We start from the raw sequence: 19,420 nt of genomic DNA on the forward strand, positions 1-19,420 counted from the left end.
TATGAAGGTTTGGCCTGTCAAACATAGCCCGCTACTGCGTCAGCCGGAGCATTTTATCGCCCGTCATGAGTTGCAGGCGCTGATCCAAAAAGTGACCCATAGCCTGATCAATATCCGGGATGAAGAGGGGACGTTTCTGCTGCGGCTGGACGACGGGCGGGTGATTGACACCAAAGGGTGGGCCGGTTGGGAATGGACCCATGGCGTGGGTCTGTACGGCATTCATCAGTATTACCAGCAGACCGGGGATGTCGCAATGCGCGATATTATCGACGACTGGTTTGCCGAGCGCTTTGCCGAAGGCGCCACGACCAAAAACGTCAATACCATGGCGCCTTTCTTAACGTTGGCTTACCGCTACGAAGAGACGGGCAGGCAGGAGTACTTACCCTGGCTCGACAGCTGGGCGGAGTGGGCGATGTATGAGATGCCGCGCACCGATCACGGCGGGATGCAGCACATCACCCTGGCGGAGGAAAATCATCAGCAGATGTGGGACGATACCTTGATGATGACCGTGCTGCCGTTGGCGAAAATCGGTAAATTGCTCGATCGGCCGCAGTATGTGGAAGAAGCCACCTATCAGTTCTTACTCCACGTACAGAACCTGATGGATCGTGAGACCGGGCTGTGGTTCCACGGCTGGAGCTATGACGGCCAGCATAACTTCGCGCGCGCGCGCTGGGCACGCGGTAATAGTTGGTTGACGATGGTGATTCCGGACTTCCTCGAACTGGTCGCTCTCCCGGAACACAGCGCCGTCAGGCGCTATCTGATCCAGGTTCTGACCGCCCAAATTGCCGCGCTGGCGAAATGTCAGGACGACAGCGGCCTGTGGCATACGCTGCTGGACGATCCGCACTCTTATCCTGAAGCCTCGGCGACGGCCGGGTTCGCCTACGGCATCCTGAAAGCGGTGCGTAAGCGCTACGTCAGTCGGGAATATGCCGGCATCGCGGAGAAGGCCATTCGCGGGATTGTGAGCCATATCTCTGCGCAGGGCGAGCTGCGGCAAACGTCGTTTGGTACCGGGATGGGGTCGACTCTCGATTTCTATCGTGATATTCCGTTGACCTCAATGCCGTACGGCCAGGCGATGGCGATTCTGTGCCTCACGGAGTATCTGCGGAAATATTTCTGATAATAAAAAACCTGGCAAGCCGCGCCGCGGCAGTTTTCAGCGCCTTGCCGGAGGCCACGGGGGCGGGCGAAACGCCCCCGTGCCGTTCGTCCGCCGCGGAGGAGGAGAAAAAAAACGGATTCACCGTGCACAGAACATTCCAGCGGAATATTCCACAGAACGAGCCACACACCTCCTGTGCCCAAACCCGTGTAAAAAAGAAATCTCCTGCTTAACGGCGACGTCAGCTACGGGGTCGCCGGCCAGAGAGGTTGATAACCCGGCTGAACAGCATAAAAAAATCCGTAATCACGGTGAGATTACGGATTCTTATATCGCCACAGGAGCGGGCAATGCATCCTTAAACGCTCGGCATCAGGCAAACAGCGCCGGGTTTTTTATGTCTGCATCGCGATTACATACGTTCAACGGTCTCAATGCCCAGCGTATCCAGACCCAGCTTCAGCGTTTTCGCGGTCAGCTGCGCCAGTTTCAGGCGGCTGTTGCGCGCGCTTTCGCTGTCGGCGGTGATGATCGGGCAGTGCTCGTAGAAGCTGGAGAACAGACCGGCCAGATCGTAGAGGTAAGCGCACATTACATGCGGCGTGCCTTCACGGGCAACCACGGTCAGGGTCTCTTCAAACTGCAGCAGGCGCGCGGCCAGCTGCGCTTCACGCGCTTCGCTAATGATAACCGGCGCCGCGGCCAGCGCGTTTTCGTCGACGTCCGCTTTACGGAACACGGACAGCACGCGGGTATAGGCATACTGCATATACGGCGCGGTGTTGCCTTCAAACGCCAGCATGTTGTCCCAGTCGAAGACATAGTCGGTGGTGCGGTTTTTCGACAGGTCGGCATATTTCACCGCGCCGATACCCACCGCATTGGCCAGCTTCTCCAGCTCATCGGCAGGCATATCCGGGTTCTTCTCGGCTACCAGACGGCGCGCGCGCTCCAGCGCTTCGTCCAGCAGGTCGGCGAGCTTCACGGTACCGCCCGCACGGGTTTTAAACGGCTTGCCGTCTTTACCCAGCATCATGCCGAACATGTGGTGTTCCAGCGGTACCGACTCCGGCACGTAGCCGGCTTTACGCACGATCGTCCACGCCTGCATCAGGTGCTGGTGCTGACGGGAATCGATGTAGTAGAGCACCCGGTCAGCGTGCAGGGTTTCATAACGATATTTCGCACAGGCGATATCGGTGGTGGTGTAGAGGTAGCCGCCATCCTTTTTCTGGATGATGACGCCCATCGGTTCGCCTTCCTTGTTTTTGTATTCATCAAGGAACACCACGGTCGCGCCTTCGCTCTCGACGGCCAGACCTTTGGCTTTCAGGTCGGCGACGATGCCCGGCAGCATCGGGTTGTACAGGCTTTCACCCATCACATCATCGCGGGTCAGGGTGACGTTCAGACGATCGTAGGTGATCTGGTTTTGGGTCATAGTGATGTCGACCAGCTTGCGCCACATCTCGAGGAAGTAAGCATCGCCGCCCTGTAGTTTCACCACGTAGTTACGGGCGCGCTCGGCAAAGACTTCATCTTCGTCATAATGCTTTTTGGCATCGCGGTAGAAGCCTTCGAGGTCAGACAGCGCCATCTCGCCGGCGTTTTCCTGCTGCTGTTTTTCCAGCCAGGCGATCAGCATGCCGAACTGGGTACCCCAGTCGCCGACGTGGTTGGCGCGGATGACGTTATGCCCGAGGAACTCGAGGGTACGCACCGCGGCATCACCGATAATCGTGGAACGCAGGTGGCCGACGTGCATCTCTTTCGCCACGTTCGGGGCCGAGTAATCGATAACCACCGTCTGTGGCTCCGGTTGGGCGACGCCCAGACGCTCTGAGGTCAGCGCGCTGTTGACGCTGTCCGCTAAAAAGGCCGGATCGAGGAAAATATTGATAAAGCCAGGCCCGGCGATTTCGACCTTGTTGGCGATCCCGTTCAGGTCGAGATGAGACAGCACCTGCTCTGCGAGTTGTCGTGGCGCCATACCCAGTTTTTTCGCCACTGCCATCACGCCGTTGGCCTGATAGTCGCCGAACTGGATTTTTGCTGACTGGCGGATCTGAGGTTCGCAATCGGCAGGGGCGCCTGCCGCGATCAGGGCCTGGCTGACTTTTTCTGAGAGAAGAGCCTGAATATTCACCGGAATACCTTACTTTTAAGGCGCGATAACCCCTACGGGGCGGCGCCGGAATGTGGACAAATTAGGCCGGGAGTATACTGCATTTGCGCTCATGCGTCAGCACCGCGCGCGCGTTGGCGGGCGGCACGCTTAATCAATAGCCACTCAGCGGACGCCGGAGAGGATTCCCGGTTGGTCGCCGCCGGGAAACGCGATAAATTAACGCTCTTTGGCGTGGATTGAGGTTACGAATGGCGAACTGGCAGCAAATTGATGAACTTGACGATATTTTCTCGGACCTGCCGCGCTTTAGCGCCGCGTTGAACGGCCTGGCCAACCGGCTGGGGCTGGATATCGCGCCGCTTGCGGCGGACCATATTTCATTGCGTTGCCACCAGAATACCACGGCGGAGCGCTGGCGCCGCGGCTTCGAACGGTGCGGTACGCTGCTGTCGGAAAATACGATCAACGGGCGTCCTATCTGTCTGTTTAAACTTGATGAACCGATCTGCGTTGCCCACTGGCGCTTTCAGGTGGTTGAGCTGCCGTGGCCGGGGGAGAAGCGTTACCCGCACGAGGGGTGGGAGCATGTTGAAATCGTCTTGCCGGGCGAGCCGGATTCGCTGAACGCGCGGGCGCTGGCGTTACTTTCCGATGAAGGCCTGAGCCAGCCGGGCATTTTTGTCAAAACCAGCTCGCCGAAAGGGGAACGCGAACGCCTGCCGAATCCGACGCTGGCGGTGACGGACGGCAGCGTCACCGTCAAGTTTCATCCGTGGTCGATTGAGCAAATTGTCGCCAGTGAACAAGCGGATGCGTAACAGTGTGAAGCGGCGCGGTTTCTGTAGCCATAAATCATGACATGCTGTGTCGCCAGCGCAGTGAAGGGAGAAGGAAATGACGTTACTGGAAGTTTGCTGTTATAGCATGGAGTGCGCGCAAGAGGCGCAGCGCCGCGGCGCCGACCGAATTGAGCTGTGTGCCGCGCCTCGGGAAGGTGGCTTAACCCCATCGCTGGGCGTATTGAAAACGGTCCGGGAAACGGTGACCATCCCGGTTCATCCGATTATTCGGCCGCGTGGCGGCGATTTTTGCTATACCGGAGGCGAGTTTGCGGCGATGCTTGACGATGTCGCCATGGTCAGAGAGCTGGGTTTTCCCGGCGTGGCGATCGGCATCCTCGATGCCGACGGTCAGGTGGATATCCCCCGCATGGGTAACGTTATGGCGGCGGCGGGTCCCCTGGCGGTGACGTTCCACCGGGCGTTTGATATGTGTGCGGATCCCCGTCGGGCTTATCACGCGCTGGCCGATTTAGGCGTTGCGCGGATCCTGACATCGGGCCAACAGGCGTCGGCAGAAAAAGGTCTTTCATTAATTACGGAACTTATTGCCCTGGGCGATACTCCAATCATTATGGCTGGCGCAGGGGTAAGAGCGGCTAACCTGGCGCAGTTTCTCCAGGCAGGCGTAAAAGAGGTGCATAGCTCGGCCGGGCAATGGGTCCCTTCGCCGATGCGGTTTCGCCATTCTGGCCTGTCGATGTCGGCCGATGCCGACGCAGATGAATATTCGCGTTATGCCGTTAACGGCGTAGCGGTCGCAGAAATGAGGCAAATCATTTCTGCGCAGAGAGGTTAAACCATTTTTTGCCGCACATCATGTCGCCCAATATGATGATTGCCCGTACCAGGCCCCTGCCATTTCAACAGGGGTCTTTTTTTCGCCTTTATTTCCGTTGCGCCGCTTTTTTCGCCAGCGACTGCTGGGTTTCCGGTCTGGTCGCAATAATGACCGCGCGCTGCGGAGCCGGGTAGCCTTCAAGGGTTTTGCTGCTGTCGGCAGGGTCGAGGAAGTCCGCCAGCGATTCGGTGGTCATCCACCCGGTGCGGCGCTGCTCTTCGGTCGTGGTGACGCCGACATCCACGATGCGGACATCGACAAAACCGCACTTCTCCAGCCACATTTTCAACGCCGCGGCCGAAGGGATAAAGTAAACGTTACGCATTTGCGCGTAGCGGTCGCCCGGCACCAGAACGGTGTTTTCATCCCCTTCAATCACCAGCGTTTCCAGAACCAGCTCGCCGCCTTCAACTAACTGATCTTTTAACTGCCATAAATGGTCGAGCGGAGAACGGCGATGGTACAGTACGCCCATCGAAAATACGGTATCAAAGGCATTCAGCGCCGGCAGTTGCTCAATGCCTAACGGCAGCAGATGCGCGCGCTGATCGTTGCCCAGCAGCTTACGCACTGCTTCAAACTGGCATAAAAACAGCTGCGTCGGGTCAATCCCCACCGCCAGCTGCGCGCCAGCGCCGATCATCCGCCACATGTGGTAACCGCTCCCGCAGCCGACGTCGAGGATCGTCCGTCCGCTCAGGTCGGAAAGGTGCGGCAAGACGCGATCCCATTTCCAGTCCGAACGCCATTCGGTATCGATATCCACGCCGTAAAGCGAGTAGGGGCCTTTGCGCCATGGCATCAGGTTTTTGAGCAGGTTCTCAACGCGCAGGCGATGACCTTCGCTCAACGGCGTTTCGGCTTCGGCGGTTACGCTGTGCAGCAGATCCAGCCGATGCGGCGCCAGCTCGGGCAGAAACTCAACCGCCCGCTCCCATTCACGGAACTTGCCGTGCAGGGCCTCTCGTTGCCAGGCGGCCACCTGGGCAGGCAGCGTTTCCAGCCAGTGGGATAGCGGGCTTTTGGCAATTCGCTGATAGAAATTGCTGAAATCGATCATCCTTTTTCCCCGGATTTCACCGCCACCAGCGAACCAAAGTTAAAGCACTGGAACCACAGTTCGGCATGTGCAAAACCGGCCTGGCGCAGGCGCGCCTTATGGGTCTCAACCGTGTCGGTCAGCATGACGTTTTCCAGCATGCTGCGCTTCTGGCTGATTTCCAGTTCGCTGTAGCCGTTGGCGCGCTTAAAGTCGTGATGCATGTTGAACAGCAGTTCGCCAACCTCGGCATCTTCGAAGCTGAATTTCTCCGACAGGACCAGCGCGCCGCCGGGATTCAGCCCCTGGTATACTTTATCGAGGATCGCCTGGCGTTCAGCGGGGGCAAGAAACTGGATGGTGAAATTCAGCACCACCAGCGAGGCATTCTCAATGGTGATATCGCGAATGTCGCCTTCCACAACCTCGACCGGCGTGGGCGCTTTGTAGGCATCAATATGACGACGACAGCGTTCGACCATGGCCGGGGAGTTATCCACCGCCACAATTTTGCAGCCGGGATGAGCAATATTACGCCGGATGGAGAGCGTTGCCGCTCCGAGCGAACAGCCGAGATCGTAGACCTGAGTCTCTGGCTGGACGAATCGTTCGGCCAGCATGCCGATCATAGAAATAATATTGGAATAGCCGGGAACAGAGCGCTGGATCATATCCGGGAAGACTTCAGCAACCCGTTCATCAAAGGTCCAGTCGCCGAGACTGGCAATCGGCGCGGAAAAAAGCGTATCGCGGTGAGACATAACGTTAAACCCGAAAAAACGAAAACGGCGTATTGTGCGCTAATGTAAGGAGAAAACCAACTCCCAGGGCATATACCACAGATTAGCCAGCACCATCAGCAACAGGGAACACCAGGTGGCGCTCATCCCCGAGCGGCGCCAGCTATACAGCCGGTGGTGAAAACCATAAGAATGCATCAGCCGTCCGGCAATCAGTAAAATGCCGCAGACGTGCACCATCCAGTTCTGGGCGCCGTTCATTTCCATAAACAGCAGCAGAATAATGCCGATGGGCACATATTCAACGGCGTTGCCATGCACGCGAATCGCCACCTGCAGCTCGCTAAAACCGCCGTCGCCATACCCAACGTGATACTGCGTGCGCAGGCGAACGACATCGAACGAAAACTTAATTAACAATAACGCACCTAAAACCGCGTACAGCGCGCTGACCATACAAAAAACTCCCTTTTATTCTGTCAGATGGCTCCGACTATCATAGCAGGATATCAGAAAAGAGAGCTTTGCTGCGGAATTGACGGCGCAGCTCCGACCTCTGGCAATACCGCACGTATCTCCGCCCACAGGGTGTTCACCAGCTCCGGGGCCTGGGCGATATCCGGCGTGTGGAGAAACAGATAAGGGGTGGTGGTCTGGCACCATCTGGCGAGCGTCTGCAGCCAGATGCCAAACAGCTGCTGATTCTGCACCATGTCATCGCTGCCGATAAAGCGCACCAGCGGATTGCTGGCGGTGACTACCGCGTGCACCGGCAGTTTGGGCTTTTTGCGCTGGGCGTCGAGCATCGCCGGCGTGCGCGCGATGGCGCTATGGACGGGGCGACTATCGAGGATGGCGCGGTTGACGTTACGCTGATGCAGGCCGCGGTTGAGCGCCTGCTCGGCTTCTCCTTTGGCGAAAAATTCCGGATGCCGCACCTCGACGCCATAGGTAAAACCGGCCGGTAAGGTATCGAGGAACTGCCACAGGGCGGGAAGGTCAGCGGGGCCAAAGCTGGCCGGCAGCTGTAACCAGTACTGGCCAATCCGGCTTTCCAGCGGCGCCATGCGGGTAAAAAATTCGCGGCTTAAATCATCACAATGACGCAGCGCCGCCTGGTGGGAAATGGTCGCCGGAAATTTAAAGCAGAAGCGGAAGTCGTCGTGGGTTTGTTCATACCAGCGGCTGACGATTTCGTCCCTGGGTAACGCATAAAGGGTGGTGTTGCCCTCCACGCAGTTAAAGTGGCGAGCATACTCTTCAAGGCTGGTGATACCCAGGCGCACCCATTTGGGGTGCGACCATTGCGGAAGCCCGATATACATCATAAGGCGGCGAGAACGTCCTCGGTGCTGCGCACGCGGGCGATGCGCGGGAAAATATGCGTCATACTGCCCTGGTGCTGTTCGGCAGAGGCCGCGCTGCAGGCATCTTCGGCGATCACCAGATTAAAGCCGAGCTCCCAGGCGTTACGCGCGGTGGATTCGACGCCGATATTGGTGGAAATCCCGCAGAGGATAATGGTGTCGATGCCGCGGCGGCGCAGCTGCAGCTCGAGGTCGGTACCATAGAAGGCGCCCCACTGGCGTTTGGTGACCTCAATATCGCCGTCCTGTTTGCCTAACGTCTGCGGATAGGTCCACCAGTTGTCCGGCAGGGCGTGCGCGCCGGCCTGGGCGTCAACCGGTTGCTTCAGCGCTTCGGCGAAATCAGCGGACCAGCCGACGCGGACCATGACGACAGGTGAACCCTGCTGGCGACATTTTTCCGCCAGACGGGCGGCGCGCGTCACGACGTCATCGGCGCGGTGTGGGCCGCCGGCGAAGGGCAAAATGCCTTCCTGCAGGTCAATGACCACCAGCGCTGTTTTTTTCGCATTGAGTTCTAACATGGTATCCCCGTATCTTGTTCAGTGGTTTGGCCGTTACAATACCGTTGCCAATCGTGCTCATGGGTATCAATTTTTGTTAATTTTTGTGAGCACAGGCAATAAGCGTACAGCAAAGCAACGGACAAACTGCATCGGGCTTATCGTGCGGCGGAAATTCTATTATAATGACCGCCTTTTTTCATTCAGTTGTGACATTCAGCTAAAGCTGCGACTCCGTCGCCTGCGAGGCAGGCAACAAACCGCCTGCGGCTAAGTTAAGGGATATCTCATGCGTACAGAATATTGCGGACAGCTACGTCTGTCCCACGTGGGGCAGCAGGTGACTCTGTGTGGTTGGGTCAACCGTCGTCGTGATCTTGGTAGCCTTATCTTCATCGATATGCGTGACCGCGAAGGCATCGTGCAGGTGTTTTTCGATCCGGATCGTGCCCAGGCGTTAAAGCTGGCTTCCGAACTGCGCAATGAGTTCTGCATTCAGGTCACCGGTACCGTACGCGCGCGCGACGAGAAAAACGTCAACAGCGACATGGCTACCGGCGACATCGAAGTACTGGCGTCCGATCTGACCATCATCAACCGTGCAGAGGCGCTGCCGCTGGACTCCAATCACGTCAACACCGAAGAAGCACGACTGAAATACCGTTATCTGGACCTGCGTCGGCCGGAAATGGCCCAACGCCTGAAAACTCGCGCCAAAATCACCAGCTTCGTGCGTCGCTTTATGGACGAGCACGGTTTCCTTGATATCGAAACCCCGATGCTGACCAAAGCGACCCCGGAAGGCGCCCGTGACTATCTGGTGCCAAGCCGCGTCCATAAAGGTAAATTCTACGCGCTGCCGCAGTCTCCTCAGCTGTTCAAACAGCTGCTGATGATGTCCGGCTTCGACCGTTACTATCAGATCGTCAAATGCTTCCGTGACGAAGACCTGCGCGCTGACCGTCAGCCGGAATTCACCCAGATCGATGTGGAGACCTCCTTTATGACCGCACCGCAGGTGCGCGAAGTGATGGAAGAGCTGGTCCACAAACTGTGGCTGGATGTGAAGGGCGTCGACCTCGGCAAGTTCCCGGTCATGACCTTTGCGGAAGCCGAGCGCCGCTACGGTTCTGATAAACCGGATCTGCGTAACCCGATGGAGCTGGTCGATATTGCCGATCTGGTGAACGCGGTAGAATTCGCGGTCTTCTCCGGCCCGGCGAACGATGCGAAAGGCCGCGTGGCCGCGCTGCGCGTTCCCGGCGGCGCTGCGTTGACCCGTAAGCAGATCGATGAGTACGGCAAGTTCGTACAGATCTACGGCGCGAAAGGCCTGGCCTATATGAAAGTCAACGAGCGCGCGCAGGGCCTCGAAGGCATCACCAGCCCGGTGGCGAAATTCCTCAACGCGGAAATCGTCGAAGCGATCCTTGAGCGCACCGGCGCGCAGGACGGCGACATGATTTTCTTCGGTGCCGACAACAAGAAAGTGGTTGCCGATGCGCTGGGCGCGCTGCGTCTGAAACTGGGTAAAGACCTGGGCCTGACTGACGAAGCCAAATGGGCGCCGCTGTGGGTTATCGACTTTCCGATGTTTGAAGACGATGGCGAAGGCGGCCTGACCGCGATGCACCACCCGTTTACCGCGCCGCGCGATATGACAGCCGACGAGCTGCAAGCCGCGCCGGAAACGGCGATTGCTAACGCCTACGATATGGTTATCAATGGCTATGAAGTGGGCGGCGGTTCCGTGCGTATCCACAATGGCGATATGCAGCAGACGGTATTCGGCATCCTGGGCATCAACGAACAAGAACAGCGTGAAAAATTCGGCTTCCTGCTGGATGCGCTGAAATACGGTACGCCGCCGCACGCCGGTCTGGCCTTCGGTCTTGACCGTCTGACCATGCTGCTGACCGGTACCGATAACATCCGTGATGTTATCGCCTTCCCGAAAACCACCGCGGCGGCCTGTCTGATGACCGAAGCGCCGAGCTTTGCCAATCCGGCATCGCTGGGCGAATTAGGTATTCAGGTTGTGGCGAAGGAGACAAAAGAGTCTCCGGAGAATAAGTAAGATGTCATTCAAGCTTCCCGTTTCCGTTCTGGTAGTGATCTATGCCGAAGATACGAAGCGGGTGCTGATGTTGCAGCGACGCGATGATCCTGCTTTCTGGCAGTCGGTAACCGGCAGCCTGGAAGCGGGGGAAACCGCAGCGCAAGCCGCCGCGCGTGAAGTAAAGGAAGAGGTCGCCATTGATGTTGCTCGCGAGCAGCTGGCCTTAATCGACTGTCAGCGCACGGTGGAGTTCGAGATATTTTCTCATTTACGTCATCGCTATGGGCCGGGCGTAGAGCGCAATACGGAATTTTGGTTCTGTCTTGCGCTTCCTCAAGAACGCCAGATTGTCTTTACCGAGCATCTGGATTACCGCTGGGTGAATGCGGCGGAAGCCGCCGCGTTAACCAAGTCGTGGAGCAACCGGCAGGCGATTGAAGAATTTGTAATTAACGCCGACTAGTATTCCCCGGCCTTTGCACACAGAAGGCTGCGGGAAGAAGGCATTTTTGGAGAGTTTTTTATGGCAGGTCATAGTAAATGGGCCAACACCAAACACCGCAAAGCGGCACAGGATGCCAAGCGCGGTAAAATCTTTACTAAAATCATTCGTGAGCTGGTTACCGCTGCGCGTCTGGGCGGCGGCGATGTCGCCTCCAACCCGCGTCTGCGTGCGGCAGTCGATAAAGCGCTGTCCAACAACATGACCCGCGACACCCTGAACCGCGCTATCGCCCGTGGCGTCGGCGGCGACGAAGACGCGAACATGGAAACCATCATCTATGAAGGTTACGGCCCTGGCGGCACCGCGGTGATGGTTGAGTGCCTGAGTGACAACCGCAACCGTACCGTTGCCGAAGTGCGTCACGCCTTCAGCAAAACCGGCGGCAACCTCGGTACCGATGGTTCTGTGGCCTATCTGTTCAGCAAGAAAGGGGTGATCTCTTTTGAAGCTGGCGATGAAGACGTGATTATGGAAGCGGCGCTGGAAGCCGGTGCCGAAGACGTGGTGGCCTATGACGACGGCGCGATTGACGTTTATACCGCGTGGGAAGATATGGGCGCGGTACGCGATGCGCTGGAAGCGGCCGGTCTGAAGGCCGATGCGGCGGAAGTCTCCATGATCCCCTCGACCAAAGCGGATATGGATGCGGAAACCGCACCGAAACTGCTGCGTTTGATCGATATGCTGGAAGACTGCGACGACGTACAGGAAGTGTATCATAACGGTGAGATCTCTGATGAGGTCGCAGCAACGCTGTGATCCCCGTTATTTTTCAGCCCGCAGGTGCCGTAGCTCGTCCCGGTTGCGTTGTTGCTTCACGCGGCCGGGGATTCTCTGAGTGGTGGCCTGCCGGTGAGCTGAAATCTTCAGGGCAGCGCTTATCGTTAACCGGAGGGGCGTGATGGCGATTATTCTCGGTATTGACCCGGGGTCACGCATTACCGGTTACGGCGTTATTCATCAGGTCGGACGGCAGTTGAGCTACCTTGGCAGCGGTTGTATTCGCACTAAGGTTGACGATCTGCCGTCGCGCCTGAAGCTGATTTACGCCGGGGTGACGGAAATCATTACCCAGTTCCAACCCGATTATTTCGCCATCGAACAGGTATTTATGGCGAAAAACGCCGACTCAGCGCTGAAGCTGGGGCAGGCGCGCGGGGTGGCGATTGTGGCGGCGACCAATCAGGACCTGCCGGTCTTTGAGTATGCCGCCAGGCAGGTGAAGCAAACCGTGGTCGGTATCGGCAGCGCGGAGAAAAGCCAGGTGCAGCACATGGTGCGCACGTTGCTTAAACTCCCGGCCAATCCGCAGGCGGATGCGGCGGATGCGCTGGCTATCGCCATCACCCACTGCCACATCAGTCAGAACGCGGCGCAGATCGGCGAGACGCGGCTCAACCTGGCGCGCGGACGCTTACGATAACCTCAAATCAGGCTGGATATTCATCCAGCCTTTTTTTATGATACCGCAGATACTTTCGCCCTTAACGCAGGAGCTCCATGTGATAGGCAGACTCAGAGGCATCGTTCTCGAAAAACAACCTCCGCTCGTATTACTGGAAACGGGAGGCGTGGGCTATGAAGTACATATGCCGATGACCTGTTTTTATGAACTGCCGGATGTGGGCCATGAAGCCGTCGTTTTCACCCATTTTGTCGTTCGCGAAGATGCGCAGTTGCTGTATGGCTTTAATAACAAGCAGGAGCGCACCCTTTTCAAAGAGCTGATTAAAACCAACGGCGTCGGGCCAAAGCTGGCGCTGGCGATCCTCTCCGGGATGTCGGCGCAGCAGTTCGTCAATGCCGTTGAGCGCGAGGAGCTTGCCGCACTGGTGAAACTGCCGGGTATCGGCAAAAAAACCGCTGAGCGGCTGATCGTTGAAATGAAAGACCGTTTCAAAGGTCTGCACGGCGACCTGTTTACTCCGGCGGCCGATCTGGTGCTGACCTCGCCGGCCGGCCCGTCCGATGACGATGCCGAACAGGAAGCGGTTGCCGCGCTGGTGGCGCTGGGCTATAAACCTCAGGAGGCCAGCCGAATGGTGAGTAAAATCGCCCGTCCGGACGCCAACAGTGAAATGCTAATTCGTGAAGCGCTTCGCGCCGCGTTGTGAGGTAAGGGATGATTGAAGCAGACAGGCTGGTTTCAGCAGACAGCACCGGGTTTGAAGAGTCGGCCGATCGCGCAATCCGCCCCAAATTACTGGCAGAGTATGTCGGTCAACCGCAGGTGCGTTCGCAAATGGAGATTTTTATCCAGGCGGCAAAGCTGCGCGGGGATGCGCTCGATCACCTGCTGATCTTTGGTCCTCCGGGGCTTGGGAAAACCACGCTGGCGAATATTGTCGCCAATGAAATGGGCGTTAACTTGCGCACGACCTCCGGCCCGGTGCTGGAGAAGGCGGGCGATCTGGCCGCCATGTTGACCAACCTCGAACCCCACGACGTGCTGTTTATCGACGAAATACACCGACTTTCCCCGGTGGTGGAAGAGGTGCTGTATCCGGCGATGGAAGATTACCAGCTGGATATCATGATCGGCGAAGGGCCGGCGGCGCGCTCGATAAAAATCGACCTGCCGCCGTTTACTCTGATTGGCGCCACCACGCGCGCGGGGTCGTTAACCTCGCCGCTGCGTGACCGTTTTGGCATCGTACAGCGGCTGGAGTTTTACCAGGTCCCAGACCTGCAGCATATCGTCAGCCGCAGCGCCCGCTTTATGGGGCTGGAAATGAGCGAAGAAGGGGCGCTGGAAGTGGCGCGCCGGGCGCGTGGCACGCCGCGTATCGCCAACCGCCTGCTGCGCCGGGTGCGTGACTTTGCCGAGGTACGCCATGATGGCACCATATCGCTGGACATCGCCGCTCAGGCGCTGGACATGCTCAACGTTGATGCGGAGGGGTTCGATTATATGGACCGCAAACTTCTGCTGGCGGTGATTGATAAGTTCTTCGGCGGACCGGTGGGCCTGGATAACCTGGCGGCGGCGATCGGCGAAGAGCGGGAAACCATTGAGGATGTGCTGGAGCCGTACCTGATTCAGCAAGGCTTTTTGCAGCGAACGCCGCGTGGCCGGATGGCGACGGTGCGCGCCTGGAATCACTTTGGCATCACGCCGCCGGCCATGCCGTAGCCGTCATTCCCGGATCACAGACCGTTCCCCCGCTCTGCATCGCGCGACCGGGGGAACGATAACTCAGGCGGCGGATTTCTTCATCATACTGAAGATAAACAGCAGCGCAGCGCAGAGGACCACCGACGGCCCGGCCGGCGTGTCGTAAAACGCCGAGAGGGTCAACCCCCCCGTTACCGCCACGATACCGACGCCGACCGCGACCGCGGCCATCTGCTCCGGCGTGCGCGCGAAGCGGCGAGCCGTTGCGGCGGGAATGATCAGTAGCGAAGTAATGATCAGCGCGCCGACGAACTTCATCGCCACGCCGATGGTCAGCGCGGTCACCAGCATCAGCAGTAATTTCACCCGCTGCAGCTTTACGCCATCGACAAAGGCGAGGTCAGGGCTGATGGTCATCGACAGCAGGTTCCGCCACTGCCAGAGCAGGATCGCCAGCACAATCACCACGCCGATGGCGATAGAGATCAGGTCCTGCGGGGTAACCGCCAGCAGATCGCCAAACAGGTAGGCCATCAGGTCGACGCGAATATTCGACATCAGGCTGACCACCACCAGACCGAGCGACAGCGCGCTGTGCGCCATGATCCCCAGCAGAGTATCCAGCGCCAGATGCGGGCGTTTTTCGAGCCACACCAGGCCGCCGGCCAGCAGCAGCGTCACCGCGATCACCGCATAAAACGGATTAACGTTCAGCAGCAGGCCGAAAGCGACGCCAAGCAAAGAGGCATGGGCCAGCGTATCGCCGAAATAAGACATCCGCCGCCAGACGACAAACGATCCCAGCGGGCCTGCCGCACAGGCAAGCATCATCCCGGCCAGCCAGCCGGGTAACAGTAATTCAATCATCAGCGCTCATTTCCCCGACGCAGTACAATCCGCCCCTGCAGGTCATGGCGGTGATTATGATGGTGACGATAAATACCCAGCTGTTCCGCACCGCGCTGGCCGAACATCGAGATGAACTGCGGATGCAGCGAGACCACTTCCGGCGTACCGGAACAGCAAATATGCTGATTCAGGCACAGAACCTCATCGGTTTTCGCCATCACCAGATGCAGGTCGTGCGACACCATCAGCACCGAGCAATCAAGCTCCTGGCGCAGCTGGTTGATCAGATCGTACAGCGCAACCTGACCGTTGACATCGACGCCCTGGGTCGGCTCATCAAGCACCAGCAGCTGCGGTTGGTTCAGCAGGGCGCGGGCTAGCAGTACGCGTTGGGTCTCGCCACCGGAGAGCTTCTGCATCGGCGCATCGATCAGATGCCCGGCCTGGACGCGCTTCAGCGCCGGCAGAATATCCCGTTTATGGGTGCCGGGACGTAAACGCATAAACCGGTTGACGGTGAGCGGCATCGTGGCATCGAGGTGGAGTTTTTGCGGGACGTAACCAATTCGCAGGTTGCTCTCGCGCTTGATAACACCGTCAGTCGGTGCTACCAGTCCGAGAACGACCCGCACAAGCGTCGATTTACCCGCGCCGTTGGGGCCGAGTAGAGTCAAAATTTTGCCGGGCTTTAGCGTCAGCGAAATGTCAGACAACACGCGTCTTTGGCCGAAGGCGACCGAGACGTTTTCCAGAGTTACAAGATTTGTCATGTCAAATTAGGGGTTGCACAAGCTAGTGAATGTTATAATATCACATCTTTCTCATTCATTACGATGACTAGACGCATTATGTTACATAAAAATACGCTTCTTTGCGCTGGACTTGGCGCCGTTTTTTTGTTCACTCAAACCTCTGCGGCTAACGCCGCCGTTGTTACCTCAATGAAACCGTTAGGCTTTATCGCTTCCGCTATCGCCGACGGCGTCACCGATACCCAGGTTCTCCTGCCGGACGGCGCCTCAGAGCATGATTATTCATTGCGACCTTCTGATGTAAAACGCTTACAGAACGCAGACTTAGTGGTCTGGATTGGTCCAGAGATGGAGGCGTTTATGGATAAGTCAACGCAAAGCATTGCGCCGAATAAAAAGGTGACGATTGCCGAGCTTGCCGGCGTGAAACCGTTGCTGATGAAAGGGGCGGATGACGACGACGATGATGACGATCATCACCACGGCGCAGGTGAAAATAGTGACCACGATCACCATCACGGTATCTACAACATGCATCTGTGGTTATCCCCAGAGATAGCGCGGCTTTCGGCGGTTGCAATCCACGATAAATTATTGGAACTTATGCCGCAGAGTCGAGCCAAACTTGACGCAAACCTGAAAGAATTTGAGGCAAACTTAGCCTCAACCGATAAGCAGGTGAGTAACGAGCTCGCACCGCTGAACGGGAAAGGGTATTTCGTTTTTCATGATGCCTATGGCTACTTTGAAAAACACTACGGTCTGACATCGCTTGGTCATTTCACCGTTAACCCTGAAATACAGCCTGGTGCGCAGCGTTTACACGAAATCAGAACACAGTTGGTTGAGCAAAAAGCGACCTGCGTTTTTGCTGAGCCACAGTTCAGGCCAGCCGTCATAGAAGCTGTTGCCAGAGGCACCTCCGTGCGCATGGGAACCCTGGACCCACTTGGCATTGGAATTAAGCTGGGTAAAGAAAGTTACCCGCAGTTCCTCAACCAACTGGCGAAACAGTATTCGAGCTGCCTGAAAGGAGATTAACGAGGAAGTGAATACGTGCAACAGATAGCCCGCGCTGTCACTCAGGCATTTAACAATCTGCCACGACCTCATCGCGTTATGCTGGGGTCGCTGAGCGTTCTGACATTAGCGGTCGCCGTCTGGCGACCCTACATCTACCACCCGGAATCCGCCCCTATCGTCAGAACCATCGAGCTGGAAAAAAGCGAAATTCGTTCTCTGCTGCCGGAAGCCTCCGAGCCTATCGACCAGGCGCCGCAGGAAGAAGAAGCGATTCCCCAGGATGAACTGGATGAGAAAGGGGATAGCGATTCAGGCGGCCATGAATACGTGGTGTCTACCGGCGATACCCTGAGCAGCATCCTCAACCAGTACGGCATTGATATGGGCGATATCGCTCAGCTCTCTTCCGCCGATAAAGAATTGCGTAACCTGAAAATTGGTCAACAGCTGTCGTGGACACTCACGGCGGATGGCGATCTGCAGAGCCTGACCTGGGAAATGTCTCGTCGCGAAACCCGTACCTACGACCGGGTGGCCAATGGCTTTAAGATGAGCAGCGAGCTACAGAAAGGGGATTGGGTCAATAGCGTGCTGAACGGCACCGTTGGCGCCAGCTTCGTCGCCAGCGCGCGCGCCGCCGGCCTCACCAGTAACGAAGTCAGTGCGGTGATCAAGGCGATGCAGTGGCAGATGGACTTCCGCAAGCTGAAGAAAGGCGACGAGTTCTCGGTGCTGATGTCACGCGAAATGCTTGACGGTAAGCGTGAGCAGAGCCAGCTGTTGGGCGTGCGTTTACGTTCCGATGGCAAGGATTACTACGCGATTCGCGCCGAAGATGGCAAGTTCTACGACCGCAACGGTACAGGTCTGGCGAAGGGCTTCCTGCGCTTCCCGACGGCGCGTCAGTTCCGCGTCTCGTCGAACTTTAACCCACGACGCCTGAATCCGGTGACCGGGCGTATCGCGCCGCACCGTGGCGTGGATTTTGCCATGCCGCAGGGGACTCCGGTCCTTTCCGTCGGTGATGGCGAAGTGGTGGTTGCCAAGCGCAGCGGCGCGGCGGGGTATTATGTCGCCGTTCGTCACGGCCGCACCTATACCACCCGCTACATGCATCTGCGTAAGCTGCTGGTGAAACCGGGGCAGAAAGTGAAACGCGGCGACCGTATTGCGCTGTCTGGCAATACCGGCCGTTCTACCGGGCCGCACCTGCACTATGAAGTGTGGATTAACCAGCAGGCGGTCAACCCGCTGACGGCGAAACTGCCGCGTACCGAAGGGTTGAGCGGTTCCGATCGCACCGATTATCTGGCGCAGGTAAAAGAAGTCATCCCGCAGCTGCGGTTCGACTAACCCATCACCAATGCAAGCCGGTCCGCCTGACGCGCCGGCTTTTTCTTTTGTAGGTTCTGCCGCGTGTCGCTAAACTATGCCCAAACTGATTCGGGTTACGGCGAGCGTGGCTGCAATCTGCTGTTTACGGGGTCACCCCATTCTTTTTCTTATGCAGTACGGCTGTGGACTGGGCATGGAAACGAAAAAAAATAATAGTGAGTTTATTCCAAAATTTGAGAGATCCTTTTTACTCCCTCGCTACTGGGGTGCCTGGCTGGGGGTATTCGCCTTTGCCGGTATCGCCCTGACGCCTCCCGTTTTTCGCGACCCGATCCTCGGTAAGCTGGGGCGTCTGGTGGGGCGGCTGGCGAAAAGTTCTCGCCGCCGCGCGCAGATAAACCTGCTGTACTGCTTCCCGGAAAAAAGTGAGCAGGAACGCGAAGCCATTATTGATGAAATGTACATGTCTGCGCCGCAGGCGATGGTGATGATGGCTGAACTCGGCCTGCGCGACCCGCAGCGCATTCTTGCCCGCGTCGACTGGCAGGGGAAAGAAATCATCGATGAAATGCTGCGCAATAATGAAAAGGTGATCTTCCTGGTGCCTCATGCGTGGGGGGTGGATATTCCGGCCATGCTGATGGCCTCCGGCGGGCAGAAAATGGCGGCGATGTTCCATAACCAGGGTAACCCGGTCTTCGACTACGTCTGGAATACCGTCCGACGTCGGTTTGGCGGGCGGATGCACGCGCGTAACGATGGCATCAAACCGTTTATCCAGTCGGTGCGCCAGGGGTACTGGGGCTACTATCTGCCTGACCAGGATCACGGCGCTGAGCATAGCGAATTCGTTGATTTCTTCGCCACCTACAAAGCAACCTTACCGGCGATTGGTCGCCTGATGAAAGTCTGCCGCGCTCGCGTGGTGCCGCTGTTTCCGGTCTATGATGGTCAAACCCATCGTCTGACGGTGCTGGTCCGTCCGCCGATGGACGATCTGCTCGAGGCCGATGACCACACTATCGCGCGGCGGATGAACGAAGAGGTGGAGATTTTCGTGAAGCCGCATACCGAGCAGTATACCTGGATCCTCAAGCTGCTGAAGACGCGTAAACCGGGCGAAATCGAGCCTTATAAACGTAAAGAGCTGTTCCCGAAGAAGAAGTAAGCGTCGTCTATCCCTCTCCTGAGATGAATACGCC

At 57.5% G+C, this 19,420-nt stretch carries 20 protein-coding genes; 12 read left to right on the top strand and 8 right to left on the bottom strand.

The window, feature by feature from the left end; all coding sequences use genetic code 11:
* The first annotated feature begins 1 nt into the window (after nucleotide 1).
* Nucleotides 2–1,141 carry a glycoside hydrolase family 105 protein gene (locus tag ACI2JR_RS08475; RefSeq protein WP_462478326.1) on the top strand — a complete coding sequence of 380 codons (1,140 nt, stop codon included), beginning with the start codon at nucleotides 2–4 and terminating at the stop codon, nucleotides 1,139–1,141.
* A gap of 394 nt (nucleotides 1,142–1,535) precedes the next feature.
* On the opposite strand, the gene argS is transcribed toward ACI2JR_RS08475, so the two are convergent.
* Complete coding sequence (argS, locus tag ACI2JR_RS08480) at nucleotides 1,536–3,269, bottom strand: arginine--tRNA ligase (RefSeq protein WP_462478327.1); 1,734 nt, start codon at nucleotides 3,267–3,269, stop codon at nucleotides 1,536–1,538.
* A 230-nt stretch (nucleotides 3,270–3,499) separates the two neighbouring features.
* On the opposite strand from argS, the gene ACI2JR_RS08485 reads away from it, so the two are divergent.
* Both ACI2JR_RS08485 and cutC read left to right on the top strand, forming a co-directional pair.
* On the top strand, nucleotides 3,500–4,069 hold the full coding sequence (locus tag ACI2JR_RS08485; protein ID WP_462478328.1) for a VOC family protein: 570 nt from the start codon (nucleotides 3,500–3,502) through the stop codon (nucleotides 4,067–4,069).
* Nucleotides 4,070–4,145: 76 nt separating this feature from the next.
* Nucleotides 4,146–4,889, top strand: coding sequence for a copper homeostasis protein CutC (gene cutC / locus ACI2JR_RS08490; RefSeq protein WP_132724768.1), 744 nt, complete (start codon nucleotides 4,146–4,148; stop codon nucleotides 4,887–4,889).
* Nucleotides 4,890–4,977: 88 nt separating this feature from the next.
* On the opposite strand, the gene cmoB is transcribed toward cutC, so the two are convergent.
* The 5 genes from cmoB to ACI2JR_RS08515 are packed head-to-tail and all read right to left on the bottom strand — an operon-like array spanning nucleotide 4,978 to nucleotide 8,601.
* Complete coding sequence (cmoB, locus tag ACI2JR_RS08495) at nucleotides 4,978–5,991, bottom strand: tRNA 5-methoxyuridine(34)/uridine 5-oxyacetic acid(34) synthase CmoB (protein ID WP_132724766.1); 1,014 nt, start codon at nucleotides 5,989–5,991, stop codon at nucleotides 4,978–4,980.
* Nucleotides 5,988–6,731, bottom strand: a complete 744-nt coding sequence (gene cmoA, locus ACI2JR_RS08500) for a carboxy-S-adenosyl-L-methionine synthase CmoA (protein ID WP_132724764.1) — start codon at nucleotides 6,729–6,731, stop codon at nucleotides 5,988–5,990. Before cmoA ends, cmoB begins: the two co-directional genes overlap by 4 nt.
* 39 nt (nucleotides 6,732–6,770) lie before the next feature.
* Nucleotides 6,771–7,166 (bottom strand): MAPEG family protein, encoded by a 396-nt coding sequence (locus ACI2JR_RS08505; RefSeq protein WP_132724762.1) that lies wholly within the window; start codon nucleotides 7,164–7,166, stop codon nucleotides 6,771–6,773.
* 53 nt (nucleotides 7,167–7,219) lie between these two features.
* Entirely contained in the window at nucleotides 7,220–8,038 is an 819-nt protein-coding gene (locus tag ACI2JR_RS08510; RefSeq protein WP_462478329.1) for a DUF72 domain-containing protein, read from the bottom strand.
* Nucleotides 8,035–8,601: a hydrolase gene (locus tag ACI2JR_RS08515; RefSeq protein ID WP_462478330.1), complete on the bottom strand. Its 567-nt coding sequence runs from the start codon at nucleotides 8,599–8,601 to the stop codon at nucleotides 8,035–8,037. The genes ACI2JR_RS08510 and ACI2JR_RS08515 overlap by 4 nt, the downstream gene beginning before the upstream one ends.
* 268 nt (nucleotides 8,602–8,869) lie before the next feature.
* On the opposite strand from ACI2JR_RS08515, the gene aspS reads away from it, so the two are divergent.
* The 6 genes from aspS to ruvB all read left to right on the top strand — a co-directional run bounded on the left by aspS (nucleotide 8,870) and on the right by ruvB (nucleotide 14,277).
* On the top strand, nucleotides 8,870–10,657 hold the full coding sequence (gene aspS / locus ACI2JR_RS08520; protein WP_132724756.1) for an aspartate--tRNA ligase: 1,788 nt from the start codon (nucleotides 8,870–8,872) through the stop codon (nucleotides 10,655–10,657).
* 1 nt (nucleotide 10,658) lies between these two features.
* Nucleotides 10,659–11,102, top strand: coding sequence for a dihydroneopterin triphosphate diphosphatase (nudB, locus tag ACI2JR_RS08525; protein WP_462478331.1), 444 nt, complete (start codon nucleotides 10,659–10,661; stop codon nucleotides 11,100–11,102).
* Between the two features lie 60 nt (nucleotides 11,103–11,162).
* Nucleotides 11,163–11,903 carry a YebC/PmpR family DNA-binding transcriptional regulator gene (locus ACI2JR_RS08530; protein WP_132724752.1) on the top strand — a complete coding sequence of 247 codons (741 nt, stop codon included), beginning with the start codon at nucleotides 11,163–11,165 and terminating at the stop codon, nucleotides 11,901–11,903.
* A gap of 142 nt (nucleotides 11,904–12,045) precedes the next feature.
* Complete coding sequence (gene ruvC, locus ACI2JR_RS08535; RefSeq protein ID WP_462478332.1) at nucleotides 12,046–12,567, top strand: crossover junction endodeoxyribonuclease RuvC; 522 nt, start codon at nucleotides 12,046–12,048, stop codon at nucleotides 12,565–12,567.
* A gap of 79 nt (nucleotides 12,568–12,646) precedes the next feature.
* Complete coding sequence (ruvA, locus tag ACI2JR_RS08540; RefSeq protein ID WP_132724748.1) at nucleotides 12,647–13,258, top strand: Holliday junction branch migration protein RuvA; 612 nt, start codon at nucleotides 12,647–12,649, stop codon at nucleotides 13,256–13,258.
* Nucleotides 13,259–13,266: 8 nt separating this feature from the next.
* Nucleotides 13,267–14,277, top strand: a complete 1,011-nt coding sequence (gene ruvB, locus ACI2JR_RS08545) for a Holliday junction branch migration DNA helicase RuvB (protein WP_132724746.1) — start codon at nucleotides 13,267–13,269, stop codon at nucleotides 14,275–14,277.
* A gap of 63 nt (nucleotides 14,278–14,340) precedes the next feature.
* On the opposite strand, the gene znuB is transcribed toward ruvB, so the two are convergent.
* The gene (gene znuB / locus ACI2JR_RS08550; protein ID WP_132724744.1) at nucleotides 14,341–15,126 is read right to left on the bottom strand and encodes a zinc ABC transporter permease subunit ZnuB; all 786 of its coding nucleotides are present in this window, start codon (nucleotides 15,124–15,126) and stop codon (nucleotides 14,341–14,343) included.
* Nucleotides 15,126–15,878 (bottom strand): zinc ABC transporter ATP-binding protein ZnuC, encoded by a 753-nt coding sequence (znuC, locus tag ACI2JR_RS08555; RefSeq protein ID WP_132724742.1) that lies wholly within the window; start codon nucleotides 15,876–15,878, stop codon nucleotides 15,126–15,128. The genes znuB and znuC overlap by 1 nt, the downstream gene beginning before the upstream one ends.
* 78 nt (nucleotides 15,879–15,956) lie before the next feature.
* On the opposite strand from znuC, the gene znuA reads away from it, so the two are divergent.
* The 3 genes from znuA (at nucleotide 15,957) to lpxM (ending at nucleotide 19,386) form a co-directional block, all read left to right on the top strand.
* The gene (znuA, locus tag ACI2JR_RS08560) at nucleotides 15,957–16,901 is read left to right on the top strand and encodes a zinc ABC transporter substrate-binding protein ZnuA (protein WP_132724740.1); all 945 of its coding nucleotides are present in this window, start codon (nucleotides 15,957–15,959) and stop codon (nucleotides 16,899–16,901) included.
* A 15-nt stretch (nucleotides 16,902–16,916) separates the two neighbouring features.
* Nucleotides 16,917–18,236, top strand: a complete 1,320-nt coding sequence (gene mepM, locus ACI2JR_RS08565) for a murein DD-endopeptidase MepM (RefSeq protein WP_132724738.1) — start codon at nucleotides 16,917–16,919, stop codon at nucleotides 18,234–18,236.
* 175 nt (nucleotides 18,237–18,411) lie between these two features.
* On the top strand, nucleotides 18,412–19,386 hold the full coding sequence (gene lpxM, locus ACI2JR_RS08570; RefSeq protein ID WP_132724736.1) for a lauroyl-Kdo(2)-lipid IV(A) myristoyltransferase: 975 nt from the start codon (nucleotides 18,412–18,414) through the stop codon (nucleotides 19,384–19,386).
* Nucleotides 19,387–19,420: the final 34 nt, after the last annotated feature.

The sequence above is a fragment of the Klebsiella sp. NPDC088457 genome (assembly GCF_044900465.1).
Classification (GTDB): Bacteria; Pseudomonadota; Gammaproteobacteria; order Enterobacterales; family Enterobacteriaceae; genus Klebsiella.